The organism is Bacteroides cellulosilyticus, assembly GCF_020091405.1.
GTDB lineage: Bacteria > Bacteroidota > Bacteroidia > Bacteroidales > Bacteroidaceae > Bacteroides.
Window position 1 is genome coordinate 2896250 of sequence record NZ_CP081903.1, and the last position, 24068, is coordinate 2920317.

The window sequence follows — 24068 nt, forward strand, 5'->3', positions numbered from 1 at the left end:
ACTAAGATGCCAGTGAGGAGGATTGCTTTGCGTTTCAACTATGCCAGTAAGTTTTACGGGTTCTGCGTTTTCTGCCGTAAAGATAAATAAAAACTCTTTCCCAGCTTACATACTACGTATATAATGATGGAAAAGAAGATGATAGCCGCGCCGGAAGGAACGTTGAGATAATAGGATATCATTAATCCGCCCAGGCAACTGAGATAACCGATGCCGATGGATAGCCAGATAATGCGGTGGAAACGATGCGTAAACAAATTCGCAGTCATTTGTGGGATGGTGAGCAGGGAAATAACCAGCACAATGCCTACCATGCGCAGACATGCCACAATGGTCAGTGCAATGAACATCATCAGTACATATTCGAATATTTGTACGGGAATACCTTGTGAACGTGCAAATTCCCGGTCGAAAGCAACGTAAATAATCGGACGCAGGTATAGGATAAAGAAAATAGCCAGTATCACTGCAAGTCCCGCAAGCAAGGCGATGTCTCCGAATGTAATCGTCAGTATATTACCGAACAGATAAGCCGACAAATCAGGTGCGAACCCGGGTGAAAGGAAAGTGAACATGATACCCAATGCCATTCCCAGCGTCCAGAATACCGCGATAGCTGAGTCCTCACGCATATCATTGCGTTTGCTAAGCCACTCCACGCCAAAAGCCGACAGTACCGCAAACACTCCGGCTGCCAAAATGGGAGAAATTCCTGTATATAATCCCAGACCAATTCCTCCGAAAGAGGCATGTGTCAGTCCGCCACTAATGAACACCAGTCGCCTCGTTACGATATACGTACCGATAAGTCCGCAAACAATGCTTGCCAGCAAACTGCCGATGAGGGCATGTTGAAAGAAGGTGTATTGTAGTAGATCCACTTTAAAATCTCCTCTCTCCTATAATCAGGAATATTTCATCTTTGATATTGTTTGGCAGAGCTATTCCACGCAGTTGCAAACTGCGTACCCATCCGGCAACGTCGATGTCCTGCATCGTATAGAATACGTCCCTGAATTCATCTTCCTGTTCAGGAGTGTAATCTTCGGGGGCAATGCCGATGTACTTGTCCAGTTCTTCATCATCGTAGTACTCTATCTTTTTGCTGACGGCAGCTAACAGACTGTCCCGTTCGCATATTTCGTGCTGTCCGCAGCATTCTGCGTCGGCCTCTTTCACTTCAGGCATGGCATCCAGTTCTCCGCGCTCTATTTTCTTTTGTAAGCGTTGGTTACGGATGTATCCTGCCAAAAGGGCGATACAGACAAGTACAATAAGACTTATAATTAATATCCACATAGTTTTTTAATTAAGAATGAAGAATTAAGAATGAAGAATTACTTAGTGGTATGCTTGCGTAGCGCAGCCAAATTCTTCATTCTTCATTCTTTGTTCTTCATTTAAATTGTTCTTCATTTAATTATCTCAATTCCGAACCCTGCCTGTTTCAAATCCTCCCAATATCCCGGATAAGACTTGGACACCACTTGCGGATCAGCAATCCGTATGGATGGCATCCGAAGGATAGCGGGTGCAAATGCCATTGCCATCCGGTGGTCTTCATAAGTCGCAATAACGGGATGGGATTCCGGTTCGCAGCGCTCACCGTTCCAGATTAATATACTGTCCTGTTCCGATTTTACCACATATCCCAGTTTATCCAATTCTGTGATAAGCGCCTGAATGCGGTCGGTTTCCTTTATCTTCAAGCTCTGCAATCCGGTAAATCGGAAAGGTATGTTCGTTAAACAACAAGTCACAACGAAAGTTTGTGCCAAGTCGGGTATATCCACTAAATCTTCCTTTAAACAGACAACGGGAGTTCCCATCTTAGTCAGTACCACTCCTTGGTCGGTATATGTGGTGTGTACACCGAGTTTGGCAAATATTTCAGCTCCCCGGCTGTCGCCCTGATAGCTGCGTGGGAGAAGTCCGGGTAATTTTATTTCCGTTTTTGTAGATTCCTTTTTTTCATTATCCTGAATTAAGGCAACCATCTGGTACCAGTAAGAAGCACCGCTCCAGTCACTTTCTACAGTGAAAGGTATGTCTCTGTACTTTCCCGGACGGACGGTAATACTACTTTCAGAACTCCAGGCAGCGTCTGCACCGAATTCTTTCATCAGTTGCAGCGTTAGATCAATGTAAGGGCGGGAAATGATTTCTCCTGTAAGATTCAGCCTCAATCCGTTTTTCAGGATGGGACCGATCATCAGTAAAGCAGATATATATTGTGAACTGACATTTCCGGCAAGGCTGATTTCTTCGCCTGTTAATTCTGTACCTGTGATGCGCAAAGGGGGGAAGCCTTCTTTTCCGGCATACTCTATCTGTGCACCCAGTTCACGTAAGGCATCCACCAGAATACGTATGGGGCGTTGTTGCATCCGTTCGGTACCGGTAATGATGCGTGTACCCGGTGTTACACTGAGGTAAGCCGTGAGAAAACGCATGGCGGTTCCGGCGGCAAGAATGTCGATATGTCCGGGATTCCCGTCCAGTGCTTTTATCATGACACGGGTGTCATCGCAATCGCTCAAATTGCTTGGCGCGATATGCCCTTGGGCTAAAGCGTGTAATATCAAAGCCCGGTTACTGATACTTTTGGAAGCCGGGAGCTGGATAGTGGTATGCAAAGTGGTTGGTGCCGAAAGTTTATAGCGCATAGTTGTATTCCTTCTTAAACGTAATAGCTGGTTTACAGGCTACAAAAGTACGATAAATATCTGAATAAAGAAACTTGAGTTACATGACTTCTCCGTATGTATAAAGTATTACTGACCGAAATCAACCTATAACAGGCAAGATTTTATATATTCTTCTATTTCTTGTGCAGTGACGCTATAAACAGGTTCGAGCTGTTCAAAATGTGCATCTCTATTTGAAACCAGGCGACTTCCATCTTTTCTGTTTTTGAAGTGCGCCATCTCATAAAATCCAAATCCTCGCTCTGACGAGTGTTTATTTGCAAAGTCAGGGCAGTACCTCCTACTAGTAAATAGGATTTGATACTATCTAATTCTGAAACAGTTTCAAAAATTTGTTGCGTATGTGGAGCTAATCCTTTCATGTAAGCATTCTATTAAGACGGCGAGTAACCATAGATTTGATATAAGCATCCGGTTTCTTTGCTTTGAAATAATACCATGCCAAGAAACGATTCAGAGTATAAAGATAGTCCTCCTGGGGGACTAGGCAATCAAGCCACACCCGCTTTATTTTTTCAAAAGGATAAATTGAAAATAATTGATTGATCTCTTCTAAATCAAGATGTAGTAAGGTCTTTTCAATCAGTATATCATCTGGGATCTCCGTTATTGAATCCTCATTGTACGACCAGAAGCAATGTTCTTGCTTCAATTTCGCCAATAATTCTTGTTTAATACATTCACTTGACATCGATTCATTGTTTTAGAATAACACAAAATTAGTGATAATTCTTGTTTAAAACAAATCATCACAAAAAAAGATTCAGCTTCATTCCTCTTCAACGAACACTATATCTTTTCTGAAATCGACCGGTGATACACCGGCCTTCCGTTTGAAGAACTTTCCGAATGAAGACTGGTCGGAGAAGTTGAGGGTGGTGGCAATCTCCTGTATCGAGAGTTTGGAATGTGTCAGTAAGTTACGGGCTTCGCTGAATAGCATTTCGAAGATGAAGTCGCTCACGCTTTGTCCTGTCACGAGCTTCACGATCTGTGTCAGATGATGGGCGGATAAGTTCAGGTGGGCAGCATAGAAATCTACCTTATGTTCTTCACGATAATGCGTTGCCAATAGTTCGATGAATGATTTGATAATACTTTCGTATCGAGTCAGGCAGCCGTCCGTATGGGGGAGGTTGGTTCGTTCAAGGATGTCACTTAAATCAAGATAAAAGGCGAACAAACGGTTCAGAATGACTTCTTTGTGATAGAAATGCTCTGTACGGTCAATATTCTTATTGATGCTGGCTAATCGTTCGGCTAATAAAACGGCGTAAGGATGTGCTAAAGGAACTACCGGTTGGTTATATAGCCGCACACCGTATTTGGTCCGTCGGTAGATCATGTCGGTGGAGTCCATTTCATCCGTAAAAGCCTTGCTGACAAAGAGACATTGGCATTGAAAGTCATCACTACATTCATAAAAATGAAACAGATGAGCAGAAGATAGAAGTAAAAGCGTATCCGCTTGAATATCATACGTCTTGTAATTGATTACGGTATGTCCTTTTCCGGATAAAACCAATAAGATGATAAAAGCGTCCAGGTGGATATCTGACGAAAACTGTTCTTCTGCTTCCCGATGCCCGATAGTGATGCAACTGATTTTCTTTCGTATATCATTCCTGCTGCCACTAATGATGGGGAGTTCACTGATGTTTTTGATGCGTATGGAAGAGGCCATTAGGTGTGATTTTATGTTGTACAAAGATAATGTAAACCTTTGAAATCTCCAAATTAAACCAATTTTGCCCAATTTGGGATTTCCCTCCGGCAAAGAATTTATCCGACCTTTGCAGCCGTTTTGAGGTAAATGATAATTTAGCGGCAAAGCCGCTAAATTAAGTAACGAGCTACGAGCTACCAGTAACGAGTTGCTGCGCTGTACTCGTGGGCGAATAATAATTCGCCCGGCTATCACGCCGAAAGGTACTTGTCACTTGTAGCTTGTAGCTCGTTACTTATCGCGCTTTGCGCGATAAATTATCATTTTGATGCCCCTTTATTAATTTAATAGGTATTATGAGAAAATTGAAAGTATTATTTGTCTTTATCGGTGCATTGAGCATTTCGTTGGCATCTGCACAAACCTTTCAGAAGATGACAATTGAAGAAATGTTTGAGTTGGCAGATGCTAATAGTCGCAGTATTCGTACGTTCCGTCTGGCGGAAGAGGAAGCCGGACAGGCAGTAAAGGTGGCCAGGAATGCTCAACTTCCTTCGATTGACGTATCCGTTTCGGCAAGTTATTTGGGGGATGCCTGGTTGGCAGACCGTGATTTTACAAATGGGGAGAATGCCGCTATGCCACACTTCGGCAATAACTTTGCAATAGAAGCATCGCAGGTAATTTATGCGGGTGGAGCTATCACCAGCCGGATTGCCATTGCCAAATTACAACAGCAACTGGCAGAGTTGGATAAGGAAAAGAACAGGCAGGATATCCGCTTTTTGTTAGTAGGTAATTACTTGGAGATGTATAAATTGCAGAATCAGGCGGAAGTGTACCGGAAGAATATAGAGCAAACCCGGAAATTGGTAGAAGATATCAATGCCAAACAATCGCAAGGACTGGCTTTAAAGAATGATATCACTCGTTATGAGTTGCAGCTGAAATCTTTGGAACTGGCATTGACACAGATTGAAAATGGTATCCTTATCCTGAACAATCAATTGGTTACGGTATTGGGTTTGCCCCAGGAAACGGTGATAAATGTGGATACTACCTTGCTGGAACGACTTCCCAAGCCCTCGGAAGAAGCTCATTGGCAGGAAACGGCGGTATTGAGTTCTCCCGTACTGCAACAGATGAAACTGAATATCAAGCAGTCGGAGTATAATGAACGGATTGCAAAGGCTGAACGTTTGCCGTCCATAGCTCTTTTTGCAGGTGATAAACTAGATGGTCCTATTACGATTGAAGTGCCTCCCATTAACAAAAATCTGAACTATTGGTATATCGGTGTAGGAGTGAAATTCGATATTGCTTCTACTTTCAAGTCGGGTAAGAAAATTCGTCTGGCACAACTGTCCACCCAGCGTGCGCAAGAAAACGACTTATTGTTGCAGGAGAATGTGCGGACGGAAGTAAAAGCGGCATATATCCGTTTTCATGAGGCTTTTACCATTTGCGATACACAAGAGAAAAGCCTGGAATTGGCAGCACAAAACTACAGCGTGGTGAATAACCGCTATTTGAATGATTTGGCGCTGATTACTGATATGCTGGATGCCAGCAATTCTAAACTGAATGCGGAGCTGCAGTTGGTGAATGCGCAGATCAATATACTTTTCAATCTCTATAAGTTGAAGAAGACGGCGGGGTGCTTATAAATCGTCGTCAAGTAATTTTTCATCCGCAGATGACACGGATTATGCGGATTTTATTTTTCTGAAAGGCATAGCGCAGCCGTAGGGACTGTGCAATCCGCGTTATCTGCGGATGAAAAATGGTTTTTGATATATGAATGTAAACTAATGAATTAAATAAGACATGGAACGTAAAAAGAAAAAACTGATTTATAACGTAGTGGTTAGCCTCTTACTTATCACCGGACTGGTGTGGGTATGTTCCCATTTCGTTCACCTCGGCAATGTAGCCTATACAGACAACGCACAGGTGAAACAACTGATTGTCCCCGTCAACAGCCGTGTACAGGGTTTCATCAAGAAAATCTATTTCGATGAATACCGGGAAGTACATAAAGGCGATACTCTGGTCTTGATTGAAGATTCCGAGTTTCGTTTCCGCCTGGCACAGGCTGAGGCTGATTTTCAGAACGCCATTTCGGGAAAGAATGCGGTGGCCACCACAGTACATACTACTCAGAATAATATAGCAGTATCCGATGCCGGTTTGCAGGAGGCAAAAGTCCGTTTGGATAATGCCGAACGTGAATACCACCGGTATAAAAACCTTTTGGCACAGGATGCTGTCACTAAACAGCAGTACGATGCCGTGCAGACAAATTACGAGGCATCCAAAGCGCGCTATGAACTTCTGCTTCGCCAACGTCAATCTACAACTTTGGTAAAGCAGGAGCAGACCCATCGTCTGGAACAGACGGATGCAGGTATCAAACTGGCGCAAGCTGCCCTGGAGCTGGCGCGTCTGAACCTTTCTTATACCGTTATCCTCGCTCCTTGTGACGGAACTACCGGTCGGAAAGAAATTCAGGAAGGACAACTGATACAGCCCGGGCAGACTTTGGTTGACATTGTCGATGAAAATGAGAGATGGATAGTAGCTAATTATAAAGAGACGCAGACTACCCATATCCGGGAAGGCCAGCCGGTAGAAATAGAAGTGGATGCTGTGCCCGGAATAACGTTTAAAGGTGCTGTGAAATCTATTTCCCGCGCTACGGGTGCCAGCTTTTCTCTTCTGCCGCAGGATAACTCTGCCGGAAACTTCGTGAAAGTAGAACAACGTATTCCTGTCCGTATAGAATTCTCTGCCGGCAATCGTCCGGAAGATATGGAACGCCTGCGTGCCGGTATGAATGTGGAGTGCGTAGTAATTTATTGATATTATGCACGAAACAGGACCTTTTTCCATTCCGGCCATCCGTGATTTTGTTCCTCCTAAATTGCGTCCCTGGATCATCATTGCCTTTGTCATCGTTTTCCAATTTTCCGGTGGTCTCTATTTGGCGGCAGTCAGTGAGATGGTCGGTTCTACGGCATTGATACAGGAAGATATTATGATGGCAGGCTACGCTTCTATGATAGGCATGGGGCTGACATTCGCCATCATGTTTAGACTGAAGTTCCGCTTTGCTTCGAAAACTTCATTGATGACGTGTAGCATTGCTCTGATTGTTTCTAATCTGATCTGTATGCAGACGCATAGCATTCCTGTGCTGGTGATCACCTGTTTTTTTGCAGGAATCTTCCGCATGTGGGCTACGTTCGAATGTAATTCTACCATTCAGCTATGGCTTACCCCTAAACGGGATTTGTCGGTGTTTTTCTGTTTTATCTATCTGTTGGTACAGAGTTGTATTCAGCTGTCGGGACTGATAACAGTCTATACAGCATTTTGGGCAAAGTGGGAGTATATGCATTGGCTGATTATTGGTTTATTGTTATTGGTGATGCTGGCTACATTATGTCTGTTCCGTAGTTATCGCTCTCTGCCGAAGTTGCCGTTGTTCGGTATCGATTGGTTGGGGGCTTTAATGTGGGGACTTGTGTTGTTGTGCATCCTCTTTGTCTGTGTGTATGGGGAACATTACGATTGGTATCAGTCTTTCCAGATCCGGGCGGCAACCGTCATCGGTATACTTATTCTTGCATTGAATTTGTGGCGTGCATCTTTCATTCGTCACCCGTTCATTGCTTTGAAGACCTGGACGTATCGTGCCGTATGGCTTCCCTTTATACTATACATAGTAATAGATATTTTGCTGGCGCCTTCGCATCTCTTTGAGCACATCTATATGGAGAGTATATTAGGGTATGATGCCCTGAATGTAATTTCGCTCAACTGGGTGGTATTGCTGGGAATTGCAGTGGGGGCAGGCTTCACCTTTTTCACTTTTTCCCGTCGTAAGTGGCGATATAAGACAATGACTGTGATTGCCTTCTCTTCCATTACCGGCTATCTGATGTATTTTTATTTCGGCATTGAGTATGCTTTGCCCAAGGAGACATTGTTTGTACCGCTGTTCCTGCGCAGTTTCGGGTATGTGATGATAGCTATTTGTTTCCTTACAGTGCTGTCTCGTGTCCCTTTCCAGCATTTCTTTCAGGCGGTGTCCGTACAGTCGTTTGTCAGTGCCGGATTTGGCGGGGCTTTGGGAACGGCTATACTGGGGCACGCTCTCAATGGGGCAATGGCGAAAAATTCGATGTTACTGGGTTCGGCAGTGGATCATGTAAATCCTTTCGTCAGCCGGATACCCCTCGGAGAACTGTACGGTGCTGTGCAGCAACAGGCTCTGATGGTTTCTATGAAAGAACTGTATGGCTGGCTCATTCTGATGGCTTTGTTCTGTCTGTTGGTATTCCTGATTTACGAGAGTGATATTCGTCCATATAAAGTACTGTATCCTACCTATCGTTCCATTCGCCGTTTTGTGAAGCATGAGTTGCGTATGGACAAAAAACTGGAAGCTACAGCATAGGTTGAGAATTTTTTGTTCTTGTATTGGATAGCTTTGAATAAAATTGGTAGGGAGAATAAGGTGAATTATTCTTATTTTTGCTGCCCGAAAGTGGACGTATATTCCACGAAATGTATAAGTTAAGTTTATATGGTAAAAGATAATTCAAAGCTGTTTATTCTAATTTTATTAGGTATGCTGACGGCCTTCGGGCCTTTTGTTACGGACATGTATCTGCCGAGTCTTCCGTCTATGGGAGAATATTTCAGTACAAGTTCTTCAATGGTTCAGTTAGGACTGACTGCCAGTATGATCGGACTGGCCGTCGGACAGATATTCTTCGGCCCTTTGAGTGACCGTTATGGTAGACGCATACCGTTGCAGGTTGCTATGTGGTTGTTTATTGTATCAACGATTTTCTGTTTGTTTGCGCAGAATATTCAGCAATTCGTCGTTTTCCGGTTGATACAAGGTATTGCCGGGGCAGGCGGTATTGTTATAGCCCGTTCCATTGCTACGGATAAATTTTCGGGCAAAGATCTGGCAAAGATGCTGGCGATCATTGGGGCCATCAACGGCATTGCTCCCGTGGTAGCGCCTATTATCGGAGGAGTGTTTACGGAAGCCATCGGTTGGCAGGGAATTTTCATAATTTTACTTGCATTGGGTGTGCTCCTTTTGATAGGATGTATGCGTTTCCGGGAATCACTTCCAGTGGAAAATCGTCTGGCTACGAAATGGGCGGATACCTTTAATAGTTTCAAGGTGGTGCTTCGCAATAAACAGTATGTCGGTTATGTGCTACAACTCGCTTTTGCACAAGGAGTGCTGTTTGCTTATATTGCTTCCTCACCTTTTATAATCCAGCAACATTATGGCTATTCGCCCTTTGCTTTCAGCATTTGTTTCAGTATTAACGCCATTGCCATCGGTGGTGCGGCGGCATTTTCCGTGAAGTTTCGCCGGCCTGCAAACGGAACGCTGGTCGGTTGTATGGGTATGCTTATTTTTTCTTTACTCGAATGTTCCGCTTTGGCTTTGGGTTGCAGCTTCTGGATTTATGAACTGCTGCTGATAGCGGTTCTTTTTATGATGGGAATGACGTTTACCACCTCTACTGCATTAGCCATGGAGTGTGAGCGCACGAATGCCGGAACAGCTTCAGCACTGTTGGGTGCTGTTTGCTTTTCGTTCGGCGGCATTGTCTCTCCTCTGGTAGGCATTGGAAATATACTGGTTTCCACAGGGGTTATATTTGTTATCTGTTCTCTCTGTTCCCTTTCCTGTATTTTGTTGGCTTTAGGCAGAAGGCGTACGAAGCTTTACTTCGCATTCAGTACATCCCAGAAGCGTTGAGGCAGGTGAATGTTAGGAATATCCGCAGCCTCTTTAAATAAAGGAGCGATCTCTTTCGGGGCGAATCCGGCAATGCCGCATCCTATCTCTGTAACGAGGAAAATATATTGTGAGTGCTCCTTGGCAAAGCGGATAAACTCATCTACATAAGGTCTGATGGCTTCCGGTCCACCATGCATGGTCGGAATGCCATAGGTCTGTCCCTGTAATCCGGTTCCTTGTCCCCAGATGGCTCCCCATTTTTTCCATGCCAGATAAGCGGCTCCGCCGCCATGCGCGCCTTCCAGGTTGCTGCCAAAAACGAATATTTCGTCCGGATGTAGTTCTGTGATACGATTAGAGGTAATTCTTGTTTTCATACTTTTGTGATTAGGTCATAATTAGTTTTTTCTTCTTTTCTTCATTTTTAAACTCTTGCTTTTCAGCAAAAGTAACCTTTAGGTAACTATCTTACTGGTTTGTAACTTCTTGTTTATAAGTAAAATAGTATATAGCTTTGCATCATCGGAAAGTCACTGACTGCATTTGCGAAGTTAGTGAAAAAACTGATGAATGCAACTATTTTATAAACAATTTAAAAGCAAAAAAACAATGAAAGAACTTGCAGTAAAGAATTACAAGACCGCAGAAGGTCAGAAAATCAACCAGGGTGGTAATGAATTTACAGTGAAACCGATTGTTGAGCAAGCGGATGTGGACCAATGCCGTGTGAACTTTGTAGAAGTGGAACCGGGTAATTTTGCCTATGGATATCATTATCATGAAACGGACGAAGAGGTGTTCTATATCATCAGTGGTACAGGAATTGTCCGCACAGCAAATGGGGATGTGACGGTGAAGGCCGGTGATGCAATAACTTTCCCTACAGGCCCTGGAGGTGCACATGTCATTCGTAACGGTTCGGATACGGAAAAGCTGGTTTATATTGACTTCGATACGAATAATCTTCCGGAGATTGTACATTTCCCCGATACGAATCAAGTGATGGCCTACGGAAAATTCTCTAATGGCATTTATGATAAGAAGTAAATATCTGAAGAAGTCATATATAGGATAATCCTATATCTAAGCGGTACATTTGTACCCTCATTTATATCTGAAACGATAGGTCGTGGCAATAGCCCTTCCACCCGCTAACTCCGATGAATAAGGAGATACAGAGGTGTGGAAGGGGGATGCTTTATACCTCTTTTACAGATTCAGAAGCTAAAGAAGTTGGCATACTATGGGAGACTTCTAATTTTTATTGTAATTTTGCGTAATGCATTACTCTAAATAAATTTAGGATATGAAGATCAGAGAAATAACCTTGGATGATATCGACCTTCTCGTTAGGCTCAGATTCGATTTTATCAATATGATTGGAGTTGAATTATCCGATGAGCAAGAAGCTGCACTTAAAAAGCAATTGAATGAATATTATCGGAAACATATTTCTCTGGGAGATTTCGTTGCTTTTCTTGCAGTAGGGGAGGAGGAGGTTATGGCAGCCGCTTTCATGGTTATAAATGAGAGGCCTGCTGGAGGCGCTTTTATTACAGGTATTACAGGTACTCTGCTGAATGTAATCACTTACCCTGCATATAGGAAAAAAGGATATGCAACATTACTTATTGAAGCCTTGATTCAAAGAGCAAGGGAACTGAATGTTACAGCTATTGATCTCAATGCAACCCAAATGGGGGAAAAGGTATATCAAAATTTAGGTTTTCTGCCTATTAAAGATGTCGCTATGCGTTTGAAGTTAGAATATTAAAGATATAAGAAATATGGAAATCGATTTAACGACTCCGGCTCTGTTGTTTTCGGCAATTTCATTGATTATGTTGGCTTATACCAACCGTTTTATGTCGTATGCCCAGTTGGTACGTACTTTGAAGGAACAATACCGGGAAAATCATTCGTCGGTAACTGCGGCACAGATTGCCAATCTTCGTAAACGTCTGTATCTGACGCGTGCCATGCAGGTGACAGGGACAGGCAGCTTATTGCTGTGTGTCGTAAGCATGTTCTTTATTTATATACAACTTTATCTTGTATCCATCTATATCTTTGGACTGGCAATGGTGTTGCTGATTATCTCTCTGGCTATCTCTGTGTACGAGATTTATATTTCGGTGAAGGCTTTAGAGATACATCTGAATGATATGGATGAATAATCGGATAGAATGAGTAACCTTGTCCCCATATTAGGAGTGAACAGGCACCGCCTGCTGATTGACGGTGAGGGAGTGACCACATTGGTGGCTTTTCATGGTTGTCCTTTGCGTTGCAAGTATTGTTTGAACCCCCAGTCTCTATCCGATGATTTTGATTTCCCGCTTTATTCCTGCGAACAACTGTATGAGAGAGTGAAAATAGATGAGCTTTACTTTCTTGCAACCCGTGGCGGCATTACCTTTGGTGGTGGTGAACCTTGTCTGCGGAGTGAATTTATCAGCCGTTTCCGGGAACTTTGTGGGAAAGAGTGGAGGATTACAGTAGAAACATCTTTAAATGTCCCCCGGAAGTTTCTGGAGATTCTATTGCCTGTGGTAGATGATTATATCGTGGATATCAAGGATACGAATGATGAAATCTATCAGAACTACACAGGCAGAAGCAATCATCAGGTGCTCGAAAATCTGCGTTGGCTTATAGAGCATGGAAAAGCCGGACAGATCACAGTCCGTATCCCCCTTATTCCGCAATATAATAAGGAGGAGGATACTACGCATAGCATAGATTTACTAAGATCTATGGGACTGAGCCATTTTGATGTATTTACGTACCGAACTTAAAATTACTTCTTATCAGGTTCCGTCCAACGGTCATAATGTATATTCTCCGGTTTCCATTTATCTTTCGGAAGTGGGTTCTCAGCCGGATAACCGATAGGGATTACATTCAGAGGAACAATCTGTTCGGGTAATTGGAGTATTTTCTGTACTTCTTTTACCCGTTCGTCTATGGGATAAACGCCTGTCCAGACAGCTCCTAATCCTAAAGCTTGTGCAGCCAGCAACAAGTTCTCGCTGGCGGCGGAGGCATCCTGTACCCAGTACTCCATACCTGCACCACTGATGGCTTTGGTTAAATCTCCGCATACGGCAATAGCCAACGGAGCATCTTTGACCATCTTGGCGTAAGGAAGAGTAGAACCCAGTTCATTCATCGTTTCTTTGTCTCTGATGACAATGAAAGCCCAAGGTTGTCTGTTGGTTGCTGTGGGAGCTGCCATGGCAGCCCTTAACAATTGCTCTATTTTTTCATCTTCTACTTCTTTGGGCTGATAAGAGCGAATACTGGTTCTTGCATGTATGTTGTCAAGAACGGAAAGTTTATTATCCTGTTTCATGATAGGTTCCTCCATCTTATTAAGTTGATTTGGTTTCGGTTGGATAGATAATGCAGTTACTACTATAACCAAAGCTAGATTGAAAGTGTTCAGCGCATAGTGCATCGTTTGCCCTTTGGGTTTTCTGGATAGATATGAGATGATCAGGGTACATAATGCGATACCTGCCAGTAATCCCAGGAAAAGTATCCAGTCGAAACTGAAAGCGCTCGCCGGTTTGTCTGCCGAATGCTCCTTTGCATACTCCATGGCCTTATGTACGGACTGGATAATAGCTACGGAAGACTCTGTGGCTCCGGATATTCCATCCACTTCTTTATGGATTGCTTCCTCCGGTGAAAGATTGTTCCACTGTTGTAACAGACCGCTGTTCCGTACTTTGGCAAAGTAGCTGGGTGTTTCGGAGTTTTCCAGAGCTACTACTTTTAGAATACGGTCATCTTTTATATAGATTTCAAGAGGAACATTTCCGCCGTACCCGTTAATGTCTTTTGTTAGTTGCCGGGTAGATATTATCTGTACTCCGTCATCTGTATGTCGTAGTATCCCGGAAGTTCCTGTGCGCCCTTCTGTTGTATTTTCGCTTTCAGAAAGAATGTTCCCAAACTTGTTTCCCTTGCAGATGGTGACTGCCAGAACCAGGAAGAAACAGGTTATCAGGCTAATGATGACTTGGGCTTTTAATGTTTTCATATTTAGCTGCTATTTATAGTGTATGCAAATTTAGGGGATTTTTGCTGAAAATAGAAGTACTTATTAAAAAGTAATGGAGTGGTTTTACTTTATTTATCATATGGAGGGATAGATAGTTAATGTTGATATATTTTTTGTTTTAATGATGGATGGCCTATTTATAGCCACTTTTATTATAAATTATATTATTTGTTTTTATTAGTCTTTGATTTGTATATTTGAATTAAAAGTTGCATATTCGCATCGGAATAATATGCTAAATATGTTCATTTTATAAATAAAGTATGAAGAAATTATTATTGTTGTTTGTACCAATTTTTGCGCTTCTCTCGTGTGAAGTGAAAAATTCTTATCAGGAACCGGAGGCTGGTAAAGACTTCTCTTTGGTTGATGAAATTAGCGTGAGTGTTAATACTACGGAAAATACTCGCTGCCTGCTCTATGCCGGTGATCCTTATGTGGATGGTCATTTAGTCGGAGACCCCATTCTGATTGACTATGCTCCCTTTACGGAAACTGTCCGGATTCCTAAAGCTACAGATAAGTTGTATTTGTTGATGAATGGTCAGATGTCTACCTATTCGAAGGGGGATATTGTTGTCAATAAAGGTGTTACGAGGGCTGAGAGTGAACTGAGTGACGCGCTGATTACGGCCATCAATAATTATTATCCGGAAGGAATCAGAAATACGCCGAGTGATAGCTATGCTGAGTGTTCTGATTTGATAGTTGGAAGTGAAGAGAGTGAGGTCTGGATTACTTATGTGGGTAATGGTGGTGCTCACCTCAATAACAGTTTGTACTATTATACTTATAAAGATGGCGACGATGACTTTCAAAATCTGACTCTTGTATTCGATGGAACCCAAAGTATTGGTACGAAGAAAGCGCTTGGTAAATTTAAAGATTGTAAGATAGGGTTTGCTTGCTCGTATTCGTCAGGTGTTTATCGGTATTCAACTCCGAAATTTAATGTGAAGCATAACGATGGGCTATTACTGGCATCAGGGGTTATCAGAACACTGACGTTCAATGGTAAGGAGTATCAGACGTTGGGTATGGAGGATCAGATTCCAGGTGGATGGTTTGATCAGGATTACAATGATCTGTTGTGTGTGATTGAATCGACTCCTACTTTGAAGCCTGAGATTGAAGTTCCGGTTCCGGAACTGGATCCTGCTAAGATTGTCTGGCAAGGAATGTGGTTATTCGAAGATAACTATCCGTATCAGGGAGACTATGATTTTAATGATGTGGTGGTGAGATTCCGCATTGAAGAGCCTAAAGACGGCAATAATGCAATGGCATATATCCAGGTTATGGCAACAGGAGCAACCTTCAGTAATAGCTTTGGTATCAATGGCAAGACATATGTTGAAGGTTTGAGTGGTTTTATGAATGTATATTCAAATACTGCCAAGGTAGATACTGAGGTTATTCAGATTACTCTGCCGAAAGCATCAGAATATATCCCAATGCTGGATAACGGAAGAGCTACTTTCGACCTTAATTCTTATAATACGCATAGTGCTGATTTCCCCAATGTTCTTGAAGTTCCGTCAGCTGATTTCAAGTGGTGTCTGGAAAAAATCAGAATTGATGAGGCCTATCCTATGTATACGAAGTGGGTAGATAGTGGATGTAAATCGTACACTAACTGGTATAGCGGAGAACGAAATGATGATAAGGTATATTTGAAATAATATTTTTTTGAAGAAGTTCCTTTAGTTGAGGTAAATAGGTTTCTGTCCGGACTTGATGAACGGCTGAAACCTATTTTTTTGTTGCATTCAGTTCAGTTAATTCTTTATTTTGCGGGATATGAGCAACGCAATGACTTATTCACTATGCTAAACCGAAAGTATTTCCCACTACGACTGAAGGTATTTCCCACTACGACTGAAAGTACTTCCCACTACGACTGAACTCGTGTTTCACAACGACTGATCTTAGTGGAACACTAAATACATTATCGCACAAATACTTACGGGATATACAGAACTCTTGTTTGCTCCTTTCTGGCGGGATATGAATCAGTTACGAGCTACAGGCTACAAGCTACAAGTAGCTGCGCTATGTTCCGAAAGGCACTTGTAGCTTGTAGCCTGTAGCTCGTAACTTCATTCCTTTCTTTCCCGTTTAGACTTAAACCATAGTTGCAATAATCTGAATAAACAGTATGAGGAATACCATTGCAATAGGATAAACCGTAGCATAAGCCACACTTGGAATGTTGCTGTCAGTCATAGAATCAGCTGCTGCAAGTCCCGGAGTACTGGTCATACCACCGGTGATGGTTCCCAGCAAATCGAGTATGTTGATTTTGAATACAAACAGTCCGACGAATACCGCTACTAACATAGGTACCAGCGTAATTGCAGCGCCCACTCCGAATAGCAACCAGCCGCTTTCCTGGAAAGTCGCTACAAGATTGGTGCCTGCCGAGGTGCCGACTTCGGCTAGGAATAGCAACAAGCCCAACTGGCGTAATAACTGATTAGCCGGTCCGGACATAGACCACAGAATAGGACCTGTCTTACCAATTGCACTTAAAAACAAAGCCACAATCAAAATACCGCCCGTCAATCCCGGGGAGAAAGATAAACCACCGGGGAAAGTTATATTCAGCTTACCGAACAATACCCCTAAAACAATACCCATTGCGATAGGGAAGAAGTCTGTGTCTGATAACTTTTTAGCATTGTTTCCCAGCAAGCGAGCCAATCCTTTGAGTCCTTCTTTTTCACCTACCACCATTAGTTTATCACCGAATTTTAAAGTCAGATCCGGCGATGGAGACAGGTCGATACCGCTTCGGCGAACACGTGTGACAGTACATCCGAAGTTCTTCATCAGGTTCAGATCTCCCAATTGTTTATTGATCATATCCTTTTTGGTCAGCAATAAGGATTCGATCTCTTGCGTGTCTACCAAAGGCAATTCGCCCTCTTCGCGTTCTCCGACTAAAACGGAAAGCTGGTTCAGAGCTTCTTCACTGCCCACTGCCTGTATATAATCATTTTCATGGAGCACCGTTTGTGCTGTGGGGATGGAAATGATTTCATCATGTTTATGGCGTGAAATAACAGCTCCTGTCATGGCCCGTGCGTTGATTTGCATCAGGCTGCGGTTGAATACGGCAGGATTTGTAACACGATAGATACAGGTTGTCAGTTCGGGAAATTGGCCGCGACGTTCTTTTTCCAGTCGGCGGGCCTCCTTGTCCAGATCGATACGCATGATACGGGGGAGCAGTTTTACAAACAGGATGACACCAATAACTCCAAACGGATAAGCGATACCATAGGAAATGGATGCCAACGGAGAATTTGTACTGTCGATAGCTACGGCAAGTCCTGGTGTACTGGTCAGCGCACCGGCTATCAAACCTACCACACTAGGCGTATCGATGTCGAATAGGTATTTGAGCCCGACAGCTGTAAGAGAAGCCGAGCAGATAATCAGCATGGTAATGATGATCAGGGTCTTTCCTTTGCTTCGGAACGAGTCGAAGAAACCGGGGCCGGCCTGAATACCGATAGTAAAGATGAAAAGTACCAATCCGAAGTTTCCTAATTCTTTAGGAATGACTACACCGAAGTGTCCGAAGAGAAGAGCAATGAAAATAATTGCGGAAACATCCAGTGATAAACCTTTGATTTTGATTTTTCCCAGCATGAAACCCAATGCGACAATGAGGAAAAGGGCGAAATAGGAGGAATTAAGTAGGTCAGCAAACATGAATTTAGATTATTTGTTGATTTTGCCGCAAAGGTACGGAAAAAGGAGCCAAATTCATAGTCTGGCTCCTTAATAATCACTATCTAATGTAGTTGTTTCAATAATTCCTCTACCGCTACTTTCAGTTGTGCGTCTTCGCCTTTCACAATTGTTTCGGGTGAGTTGGCTACTTTTATATCCGGTTCCAACTGAGTATTCTCCAGATAACTGCCATCAGGCAGGCGGTAGCCAATCACAGGAATACCGAATACCAAGGTCGGATCTTGCAGGCGTTCCCATGATACACTGGTCATAGTGCCTGGGACAGGCATACCTACCAGCTTGCCCAGTTTCTGATGACTGTATACCCACGGTGTGCCGTGTGCATTGGAATAGTTGGCTTCGCACGTCAACATGATGGATGGCTTGTTCCAGCGGCGGCTGGGCATATCGCAGGCTTCACGACCGCGAACCACCTGTGTGAAGTATTTCTTACCACTGAACAATATTTCTATATCTTCGTGCAGACGACCGCCTCCGTTGAAACGTGTGTCGATGACAATACCTTCGCAGTTATTGTATTTTCCCAAAATGTCCGAGTAGATGGAGCGGAAACTGTCATCACCCATAGACTTGATGTGCACGTAGCCCAGTTTACCGTTCGACCACTTTTCAACATCTGCCGCACGTTGTTTTACCCAGCGTTCGTAAAGCAATGCGCTGAGTTCACTGTCCTTGATGGGGATTACTACTTCTTCCCAACGCTCTTTCGTCTTTGGATTATAGAGTGAAACAAGAGTTTTCTTTTTTACCTTGTCATTGAGAAGCACGTAATAATCGGTTTCGGGAGTAATCTCTTTGCCATCAATCTTTTCAATGACAACGCCGGCTTTCACCTTTGTGGTAGCCTTGTCGAACGGGCCTTTTTCTATCACTTCGGCAATGAGCATTCCTTTATCCTGATAGTTCCAGTCGAAAAGTAGCCCCAGGCTGGCTGTAGGCTCGCTTTGACCGTCCGGATAGAAACGGCCTCCGGTATGAGAGACATTCAATTCGCCCAGCCATTCACTTAAAAGTTCGGAGAAGTCATAATTATTATTGATGTGCGGCAGAAACTTACGATAGGCTGCCGTCATGGCATCCCAATTGACTCCGTGCATATTGGTATTGTAGAAACGCTTTTGCTGTTGCTTGTATACATGGTCAAACATATACTCGCGTTCGGCCGCCAGATCCAGTTTTACCTGAGCAAGATATTTAATGGGCTTCAGGTCATCGGAAGCCATGTTCATCTTCTGCATATTCTTACCGTTCAGAATGAAGAGGTTTTTTCCTTCTTTATCCATTTCCAGGGAAGTCCACCCGGCATCTACTTTGTGGAGTAGCTTGGTTTCCTTCTTGCGCAGATCCATCTTCCATAAGTTACGTCCACCTTCGGCACTTGCCAGGTAATAGAGGGTTTTGCCATCTTTGGAGATGAGGGTACTTCCCATATTAGATGAATTTGGAGTGAGACGCACGATGCGGTCTTCTATGTTTTTCAACTCTACCACGACATCTTTTACCTTACTGCTGTCTTTTTCCGCTATTTTCTTCCGGTCGGCGTTTGCTTCTTTATACAGTTCGTAATCCTCTTTGCTCAGACGGAATTTATCGTATGCATCCTGATTCAGGAATACCAGCATGGCATCATCCAGTGAACCCCATGAAGCATGCGCACGCATACCGTAGCGTTCGGTGATGAAAAGAATGGCGTTACCGTCGAGCACGAAGCTGGGCGAACCGCTTGTGTATCCGCTATTAGTCAGATTGACAATCTCGCCATTGCCTTGTGCGCTGACCAGACCTATATCCGAGTATGGATCGTGCTTGTTTCCGATAAATTCCAGTGTAAACCATTTGCCGTCCGGAGACCATGCATAGTCAAATCCTCCGCCTGTACTGTACCAGGTAGAGCCATCGGTGATCCGGCGTACTTTCTTGGTTTCCAAGTTGAGCACCATCAGGCGGTTACGGCCTTCAATGAAAGCTAACTCCTTACCGTCGGGTGAGAATTGCGGATGTGAACGTTCTACGGTGGTAGAGGGTAATAGCACCTCTTCCTTTATTAAAGTTGCGTTCGGGAAATTCGGATCTTCTTCCCGAACTATCTTAGCCAGATAAATCTGCCAGTTGCCACTACGTTCACTGGCGTAGGCCAGCGTCCGGTTGTCCGGAGCAAACGAGAGGCCATCTTCTTCTGCTGCCGTATGTGTGATCTGTTTGGTCGTGGCATAGTCCGCAGACGTGACGAATACTTCACCACGTACAGTGAAAGCAATCTGTTTGCCATCCGGCGAAACTGTAGCGGAGGTTGCTTTATCCGGATATTTCAGATAGGCTATTTGCGGCTGGTCGTCGCGAATGATTTCCACATTTATCTTCCGGGGATTCGTCCCTTCCTGCTGGGTATAAATCTCACCGTCGTATCCATAACACAAAGTGCCATTATTGCTCATTGAAAGGAAACGTACAGGGTGAGTTTTAAAACTGGTGATTGCTTTTACAGATTGCGGTTGTGAAAGCGGGAAAGAATATACATTGAATGAGTTGCCATTGCGTTCGCTCAGGAAGTACACGGTTTGTCCGTCCGGTGATAATACCGGATTGCGGTCTTCACCTCCGCGCTGGGTGAGGTTAGTGTGTGTGCCTGTCCGGACATCGTACATCCACACGTCGCGGGTGATGGAAGAAGTATGATGTTTTCTCCATTCGTTTTCACCTCCTTTGCGGTCCTGATAGAAAAAGCGTTTACCGGATTTATCGAAACATACAGCTTCGGCAGGGGTGGCCAGAATTTGTTCCGTGCGTCCGCCTGCTGAGGGAACTTTGTAGAGTTCAGTCATTGAAGCGGCGGGAAAGAGGGCGCTACTTGCGGGGTCCTGAATGGATGCCGCGAATAGGACATATTTGCCGTCCGGAGTAAAAGTGGAGGGGATTTCATTGGTTGAATGAGTAGTCAGCCGCCGGGCTGTTCCACCATTTGCGGACATCACAAAGATGTCGAAATTTCCATTCCTGTCACTGGCGAAGGCTATCTGTTTGCCATCCGGTGACCATACTGGGGTACATTCGTAAGAGTCTTGTGTAGTAAGCTGTGTAGCTGTTCCGCCCGTGGCTGGTACTTTGTAGATGTCCCCTTTATAGCAAAATACAATTTCTGTTCCGTCGGGTGAGATTTGTACATCACGCATCCAAAGGGGAGTTGTCGCATAGCTGGTTATTGCCGTGAAGCTAAAGGCAATGTAAGCAAGAATTTTCTTCATAAGTATATTTAATGCGTTTTTATGCAAATATAGGTAATTAGTCCGTAAATATGAAAAAAAGTCATTATTTTCCCTTACTCTGTTCAATCTGTTGATATCTACCGATACGATTCTTGCTGTTTCTGCAAATGTTGAAATCAACTTTTTACAATATAGTCGGTCTTAAAGTATATGAAAATAAGATTGTCACCTGCTGTTATTCAAACAAGCGGCTACGCATACGTTGTTTATTATCACCAGTCTCACAAATATAGTAATGTAGAATTATTACATCTAAAGAATTCATCAACAATAGAAACTATAGTATTGCGGACTTTGTGATTACGGGGAGATTTGTGATTGTTGATATTGGCAATGATCAATTGGTATGAATTTGGGGATAACAAGACAGCATCTTCCATAAAGCCGACAGAATAATGCACACCACCATCTGTAAAGAATTGATAGAAATCCGTTCTGTTCGGTCGGCTCTACTTGATAGGGAGTTTAAACCGCATGATAGGCATGAGCATATATAAAAGCAAAAAGCATCGATAACCTTGCGATTATCAATGCTTTATCGGTAGTCGGGATGACAAGATTCGAACTTGCGACCACACGCCCCCCAGACTTTTGAATTTATAGCTTGATAATGATTGATTATCAGATATATACACCCATGTCTATACTGCTCGGTTTAAATATGAGTTTAAACAAGGTTTATAACAGAGATATGGTGGATATTTAGATTGAGTAACTTTTAAATGGCGACACTGAATTTCTTCAATGTCGCCTTATTACTTAGTATTAGTTAACTTTCTTACAATAGAATGTTATGATACCTTCATCATCCCATTGCCAGTGAAATTCACTATCTGTAAGTTTCAATACTTCGATGGTATAAGAATTATCTTGGTTGACATAACTTGCGTTAATAATCTTCTTATCTGCATCATAAGTATAAGTACTGTAATCAGACTTTGTTTCTCCATTATCATCTGTAAAATAGAGATGCTTTTCTGTAACGACAAAATACGGATGACCATCCCATTCTAAGGTTTCTCCATCTTCGTTTATCTTTTCAATTTTCCACTTACCTACAAGGCTTGCAGCATTACCACCTCCCTCTTCATCATCATCACCACAAGCCATAAAGCTCACACTCATAATTACGGCAATAATTGCCATTCCAATAAATCTTAATGTTTTCATTTGAATAAATCTATTTGTGCTTCCATGTTCCCAATGGATAGCATTAATAAATAAGACAGTTGTGGGGAACACAGCATGAAGCTGCACACCGTTAAAATTGATTGCGACGTCAGAGATAGAATTTCTGTGTTTTTTGAAATATGTATTAGTAGCCAGTGTTCCCTACTGACTGTTATACAATAAGAAAGCGTGGGAACTATCGAATATTACTATCGTGAGGCTCTGGACTGCCCTAACATTGGTAATAAACAATAGCCCACGCCAAACGTTATATAATCCACTAAACAAGTGGGTATATAGCATTGACGTGAGCGTTCTTGCCTATTATTCCAATGTTATGAAATTGTCCAGATTTCACGATAGAATAATATCTTAAACGCTCTTCGTTAACTAATAAGTCCTTTCAGTTCTAACTCATTAGACCTCTGAAATTGCTGCAAAGTTACGAAAAGTGTTTATAATGGCAAGAACTATTGTTTATTAAAAGCTCATGTTTTTATAAATTGATTCTTTATCCGTTGAACTGTAGAAATACCAATACCTTGCAGTTTGGCAATATTCCTAATTGAATAGCCTTTCTTTAATAAAGCTATGGTATCTCTGTATTCCTCTTTCTTTCTGTCTTCCGTTTTAATACTGCCTTTCTTTCTTCCCAATTTACCACCTTTGGCAATGTAGTTAGCCCTACCACTGTTTAAGCGGTATTGTATATTTGACCGCTCTATGTTTCCCATCTCTGCCAATAAAGTTGTGAGTACTGAAACAATAGGATTGACCTTGCCATCTGTCTGTAAAGTGTAAAGCCCTAAATTCTGAATATATACAGATACCTTTGCCTCATGCAGTATTTCTAAAGAGCGAAGCACCTGCAAAGTACTTCTTCCCAAACGTGAGAGTTCAGATAGCAATAAGTAATTGACTGAATGTTGAGTGCAATACTCCAAACAGTCCGTTAGAACTTGCCTTTCCTCATTCTTCTTTGCGCCACTGATATGTTCCTCAAATATATTAATGATTTCTATATTCTTGGAAATGGCATACTTCTTTAAATCCTCTATCTGTCTTGTTGTGTCCTGTCTGTCATTATTTGACGAGACACGGGCATAAATTACCGCTTTTGTTTCCATCTTATTCTTTGATTAAAGTGATAACAGAAAGAAGCGTGTTCAAACCACTTATATAGATTTATTTGAACACAACTTCTTTTTGATAACTATTCGGCTTACTTGTTTTCCATGCCTTTTAGTAATGGCAGTAAAAGCACAATTGCAAAAAGCGGAACACAACCAATAAACATAGTGACTATTACAAAGAATAGCCAAACTAAAAATTTTATAAAGAACATCTTCGTTGTTTTTAAGTGATTAATAATTAATTGAAAGGTCTATTGCCATACTGATAATCTATTATAGATAAGCATACCCTATCAAAGAAAGAATGTCCTTTATCTGAATAGAAATACTTTTGATAGATATTATCATGTGTATCATTGGATAAAACATCCAATTTCAGCAACCAATATTTAAGAGCTTGTAATCTCTTTATGTATTGGAGATTATTTTCAGAATGGCAAATCAGTTCTTTCAGATATTCAATCTTATCTATAATGTTTTTCATTTCATTACTCATAACATTACAATTTAATAAAAAG

General features: G+C 42.5%; 21 protein-coding genes and 1 pseudogene. 9 read left to right on the forward strand and 13 right to left on the reverse strand.

Annotation, left to right across the window (positions count from 1 at the left end; all coding sequences use genetic code 11):
• Window positions 1-53: 53 nt before the first annotated feature.
• The 6 genes and pseudogenes from K6V21_RS10315 to K6V21_RS10340 form a co-directional block, all read right to left on the reverse strand.
• Window positions 54-881, reverse strand: coding sequence for a metal ABC transporter permease (locus K6V21_RS10315; protein ID WP_026367615.1), 828 nt, complete (start codon window positions 879-881; stop codon window positions 54-56).
• Between the two features lies 1 nt (window position 882).
• Window positions 883-1299, reverse strand: a complete 417-nt coding sequence (locus tag K6V21_RS10320) for a hypothetical protein (protein WP_044269611.1) — start codon at window positions 1297-1299, stop codon at window positions 883-885.
• A gap of 113 nt (window positions 1300-1412) precedes the next feature.
• Window positions 1413-2666, reverse strand: coding sequence for a 3-phosphoshikimate 1-carboxyvinyltransferase (locus tag K6V21_RS10325; protein ID WP_217714753.1), 1254 nt, complete (start codon window positions 2664-2666; stop codon window positions 1413-1415).
• Between the two features lie 200 nt (window positions 2667-2866).
• A pseudogene (locus K6V21_RS10330) lies at window positions 2867-3070 on the reverse strand (hypothetical protein); the annotation flags it as partial.
• Window positions 3067-3399, reverse strand: coding sequence for a hypothetical protein (locus K6V21_RS10335; protein ID WP_224321708.1), 333 nt, complete (start codon window positions 3397-3399; stop codon window positions 3067-3069). The gene K6V21_RS10335 and the pseudogene K6V21_RS10330, both read right to left, overlap by 4 nt.
• A 78-nt stretch (window positions 3400-3477) precedes the next feature.
• A complete protein-coding gene (locus K6V21_RS10340; RefSeq protein WP_224321709.1) occupies window positions 3478-4392 on the reverse strand; it encodes a helix-turn-helix domain-containing protein in 915 nt (304 codons plus the stop codon).
• A gap of 338 nt (window positions 4393-4730) precedes the next feature.
• On the opposite strand from K6V21_RS10340, the gene K6V21_RS10345 reads away from it, so the two are divergent.
• The 4 genes from K6V21_RS10345 to K6V21_RS10360 all read left to right on the forward strand — a co-directional run bounded on the left by K6V21_RS10345 (window position 4731) and on the right by K6V21_RS10360 (window position 10171).
• Window positions 4731-6041 carry a TolC family protein gene (locus K6V21_RS10345; RefSeq protein WP_224321710.1) on the forward strand — a complete coding sequence of 437 codons (1311 nt, stop codon included), beginning with the start codon at window positions 4731-4733 and terminating at the stop codon, window positions 6039-6041.
• 160 nt (window positions 6042-6201) lie between these two features.
• Window positions 6202-7236, forward strand: a complete 1035-nt coding sequence (locus tag K6V21_RS10350) for an HlyD family secretion protein (protein WP_224321711.1) — start codon at window positions 6202-6204, stop codon at window positions 7234-7236.
• 4 nt (window positions 7237-7240) lie between these two features.
• The gene (locus K6V21_RS10355; protein WP_224321712.1) at window positions 7241-8836 is read left to right on the forward strand and encodes a hypothetical protein; all 1596 of its coding nucleotides are present in this window, start codon (window positions 7241-7243) and stop codon (window positions 8834-8836) included.
• A gap of 129 nt (window positions 8837-8965) precedes the next feature.
• Entirely contained in the window at window positions 8966-10171 is a 1206-nt protein-coding gene (locus K6V21_RS10360; RefSeq protein WP_224321713.1) for a multidrug effflux MFS transporter, read from the forward strand.
• Here K6V21_RS10360 and K6V21_RS10365 read toward each other — a convergent pair.
• Window positions 10138-10530: a hypothetical protein gene (locus tag K6V21_RS10365; protein ID WP_224321714.1), complete on the reverse strand. Its 393-nt coding sequence runs from the start codon at window positions 10528-10530 to the stop codon at window positions 10138-10140. The genes K6V21_RS10360 and K6V21_RS10365 overlap by 34 nt on opposite strands.
• 232 nt (window positions 10531-10762) lie before the next feature.
• Here K6V21_RS10365 and K6V21_RS10370 point away from each other — a divergent pair, with 232 nt between their 5' ends.
• The 4 genes from K6V21_RS10370 (at window position 10763) to K6V21_RS10385 (ending at window position 12951) form a co-directional block, all read left to right on the forward strand.
• Window positions 10763-11200 carry a cupin domain-containing protein gene (locus K6V21_RS10370; protein ID WP_217714746.1) on the forward strand — a complete coding sequence of 146 codons (438 nt, stop codon included), beginning with the start codon at window positions 10763-10765 and terminating at the stop codon, window positions 11198-11200.
• 259 nt (window positions 11201-11459) lie between these two features.
• Complete coding sequence (locus K6V21_RS10375; protein WP_224321715.1) at window positions 11460-11927, forward strand: GNAT family N-acetyltransferase; 468 nt, start codon at window positions 11460-11462, stop codon at window positions 11925-11927.
• 13 nt (window positions 11928-11940) lie between these two features.
• Window positions 11941-12330 (forward strand): DUF2721 domain-containing protein, encoded by a 390-nt coding sequence (locus K6V21_RS10380; RefSeq protein WP_044269598.1) that lies wholly within the window; start codon window positions 11941-11943, stop codon window positions 12328-12330.
• 9 nt (window positions 12331-12339) lie between these two features.
• Window positions 12340-12951, forward strand: coding sequence for a radical SAM protein (locus K6V21_RS10385; RefSeq protein ID WP_224321716.1), 612 nt, complete (start codon window positions 12340-12342; stop codon window positions 12949-12951).
• Window positions 12952-12953: 2 nt separating this feature from the next.
• Here the strand turns inward: K6V21_RS10385 and K6V21_RS10390 are convergent, their stop codons facing one another.
• Window positions 12954-14201, reverse strand: coding sequence for a nitroreductase family protein (locus K6V21_RS10390; protein WP_224321717.1), 1248 nt, complete (start codon window positions 14199-14201; stop codon window positions 12954-12956).
• 284 nt (window positions 14202-14485) lie between these two features.
• Here K6V21_RS10390 and K6V21_RS10395 point away from each other — a divergent pair, with 284 nt between their 5' ends.
• Window positions 14486-15904 (forward strand): LruC domain-containing protein, encoded by a 1419-nt coding sequence (locus tag K6V21_RS10395; protein WP_224321718.1) that lies wholly within the window; start codon window positions 14486-14488, stop codon window positions 15902-15904.
• A 442-nt stretch (window positions 15905-16346) separates the two neighbouring features.
• Here the strand turns inward: K6V21_RS10395 and K6V21_RS10400 are convergent, their stop codons facing one another.
• The 5 genes from K6V21_RS10400 to K6V21_RS26815 form a co-directional block, all read right to left on the reverse strand.
• Window positions 16347-17942: an aspartate:alanine exchanger family transporter gene (locus tag K6V21_RS10400; protein WP_224321719.1), complete on the reverse strand. Its 1596-nt coding sequence runs from the start codon at window positions 17940-17942 to the stop codon at window positions 16347-16349.
• A gap of 83 nt (window positions 17943-18025) precedes the next feature.
• Window positions 18026-21226 (reverse strand): S41 family peptidase, encoded by a 3201-nt coding sequence (locus K6V21_RS10405; protein WP_224321720.1) that lies wholly within the window; start codon window positions 21224-21226, stop codon window positions 18026-18028.
• Between the two features lie 786 nt (window positions 21227-22012).
• A complete protein-coding gene (locus tag K6V21_RS10410; protein WP_224321721.1) occupies window positions 22013-22417 on the reverse strand; it encodes a lipocalin family protein in 405 nt (134 codons plus the stop codon).
• Window positions 22418-22905: 488 nt separating this feature from the next.
• Window positions 22906-23544 (reverse strand): recombinase family protein, encoded by a 639-nt coding sequence (locus K6V21_RS10415; RefSeq protein ID WP_117988839.1) that lies wholly within the window; start codon window positions 23542-23544, stop codon window positions 22906-22908.
• Between the two features lie 244 nt (window positions 23545-23788).
• On the reverse strand, window positions 23789-24046 hold the full coding sequence (locus K6V21_RS26815; RefSeq protein ID WP_408912788.1) for a hypothetical protein: 258 nt from the start codon (window positions 24044-24046) through the stop codon (window positions 23789-23791).
• Between the last annotated feature and the right edge of the window lie 22 nt (window positions 24047-24068).

Coding starts and splice junctions, on each gene's coding strand:
- K6V21_RS10320 (WP_044269611.1), bottom strand. CDS start 1,299: ATGTGGATATTAATTATAAGTCTTATTGTACTTGTCTGTATCGCCCTT.
- K6V21_RS10415 (WP_117988839.1), bottom strand. CDS start 23,544: ATGGAAACAAAAGCGGTAATTTATGCCCGTGTCTCGTCAAATAATGAC.
- K6V21_RS10345 (WP_224321710.1), top strand. CDS start 4,731: ATGAGAAAATTGAAAGTATTATTTGTCTTTATCGGTGCATTGAGCATT.
- K6V21_RS10365 (WP_224321714.1), bottom strand. CDS start 10,530: ATGAAAACAAGAATTACCTCTAATCGTATCACAGAACTACATCCGGAC.
- K6V21_RS10410 (WP_224321721.1), bottom strand. CDS start 22,417: ATGAAAACATTAAGATTTATTGGAATGGCAATTATTGCCGTAATTATG.
- K6V21_RS10335 (WP_224321708.1), bottom strand. CDS start 3,399: ATGTCAAGTGAATGTATTAAACAAGAATTATTGGCGAAATTGAAGCAA.
- K6V21_RS10395 (WP_224321718.1), top strand. CDS start 14,486: ATGAAGAAATTATTATTGTTGTTTGTACCAATTTTTGCGCTTCTCTCG.
- K6V21_RS10360 (WP_224321713.1), top strand. CDS start 8,966: ATGGTAAAAGATAATTCAAAGCTGTTTATTCTAATTTTATTAGGTATG.
- K6V21_RS10385 (WP_224321716.1), top strand. CDS start 12,340: ATGAGTAACCTTGTCCCCATATTAGGAGTGAACAGGCACCGCCTGCTG.
- K6V21_RS26815 (WP_408912788.1), bottom strand. CDS start 24,046: ATGAGTAATGAAATGAAAAACATTATAGATAAGATTGAATATCTGAAA.
- K6V21_RS10350 (WP_224321711.1), top strand. CDS start 6,202: ATGGAACGTAAAAAGAAAAAACTGATTTATAACGTAGTGGTTAGCCTC.
- K6V21_RS10325 (WP_217714753.1), bottom strand. CDS start 2,666: ATGCGCTATAAACTTTCGGCACCAACCACTTTGCATACCACTATCCAG.
- K6V21_RS10400 (WP_224321719.1), bottom strand. CDS start 17,942: ATGTTTGCTGACCTACTTAATTCCTCCTATTTCGCCCTTTTCCTCATT.
- K6V21_RS10380 (WP_044269598.1), top strand. CDS start 11,941: ATGGAAATCGATTTAACGACTCCGGCTCTGTTGTTTTCGGCAATTTCA.
- K6V21_RS10390 (WP_224321717.1), bottom strand. CDS start 14,201: ATGAAAACATTAAAAGCCCAAGTCATCATTAGCCTGATAACCTGTTTC.
- K6V21_RS10375 (WP_224321715.1), top strand. CDS start 11,460: ATGAAGATCAGAGAAATAACCTTGGATGATATCGACCTTCTCGTTAGG.
- K6V21_RS10405 (WP_224321720.1), bottom strand. CDS start 21,226: ATGAAGAAAATTCTTGCTTACATTGCCTTTAGCTTCACGGCAATAACC.
- K6V21_RS10340 (WP_224321709.1), bottom strand. CDS start 4,392: ATGGCCTCTTCCATACGCATCAAAAACATCAGTGAACTCCCCATCATT.
- K6V21_RS10355 (WP_224321712.1), top strand. CDS start 7,241: ATGCACGAAACAGGACCTTTTTCCATTCCGGCCATCCGTGATTTTGTT.
- K6V21_RS10370 (WP_217714746.1), top strand. CDS start 10,763: ATGAAAGAACTTGCAGTAAAGAATTACAAGACCGCAGAAGGTCAGAAA.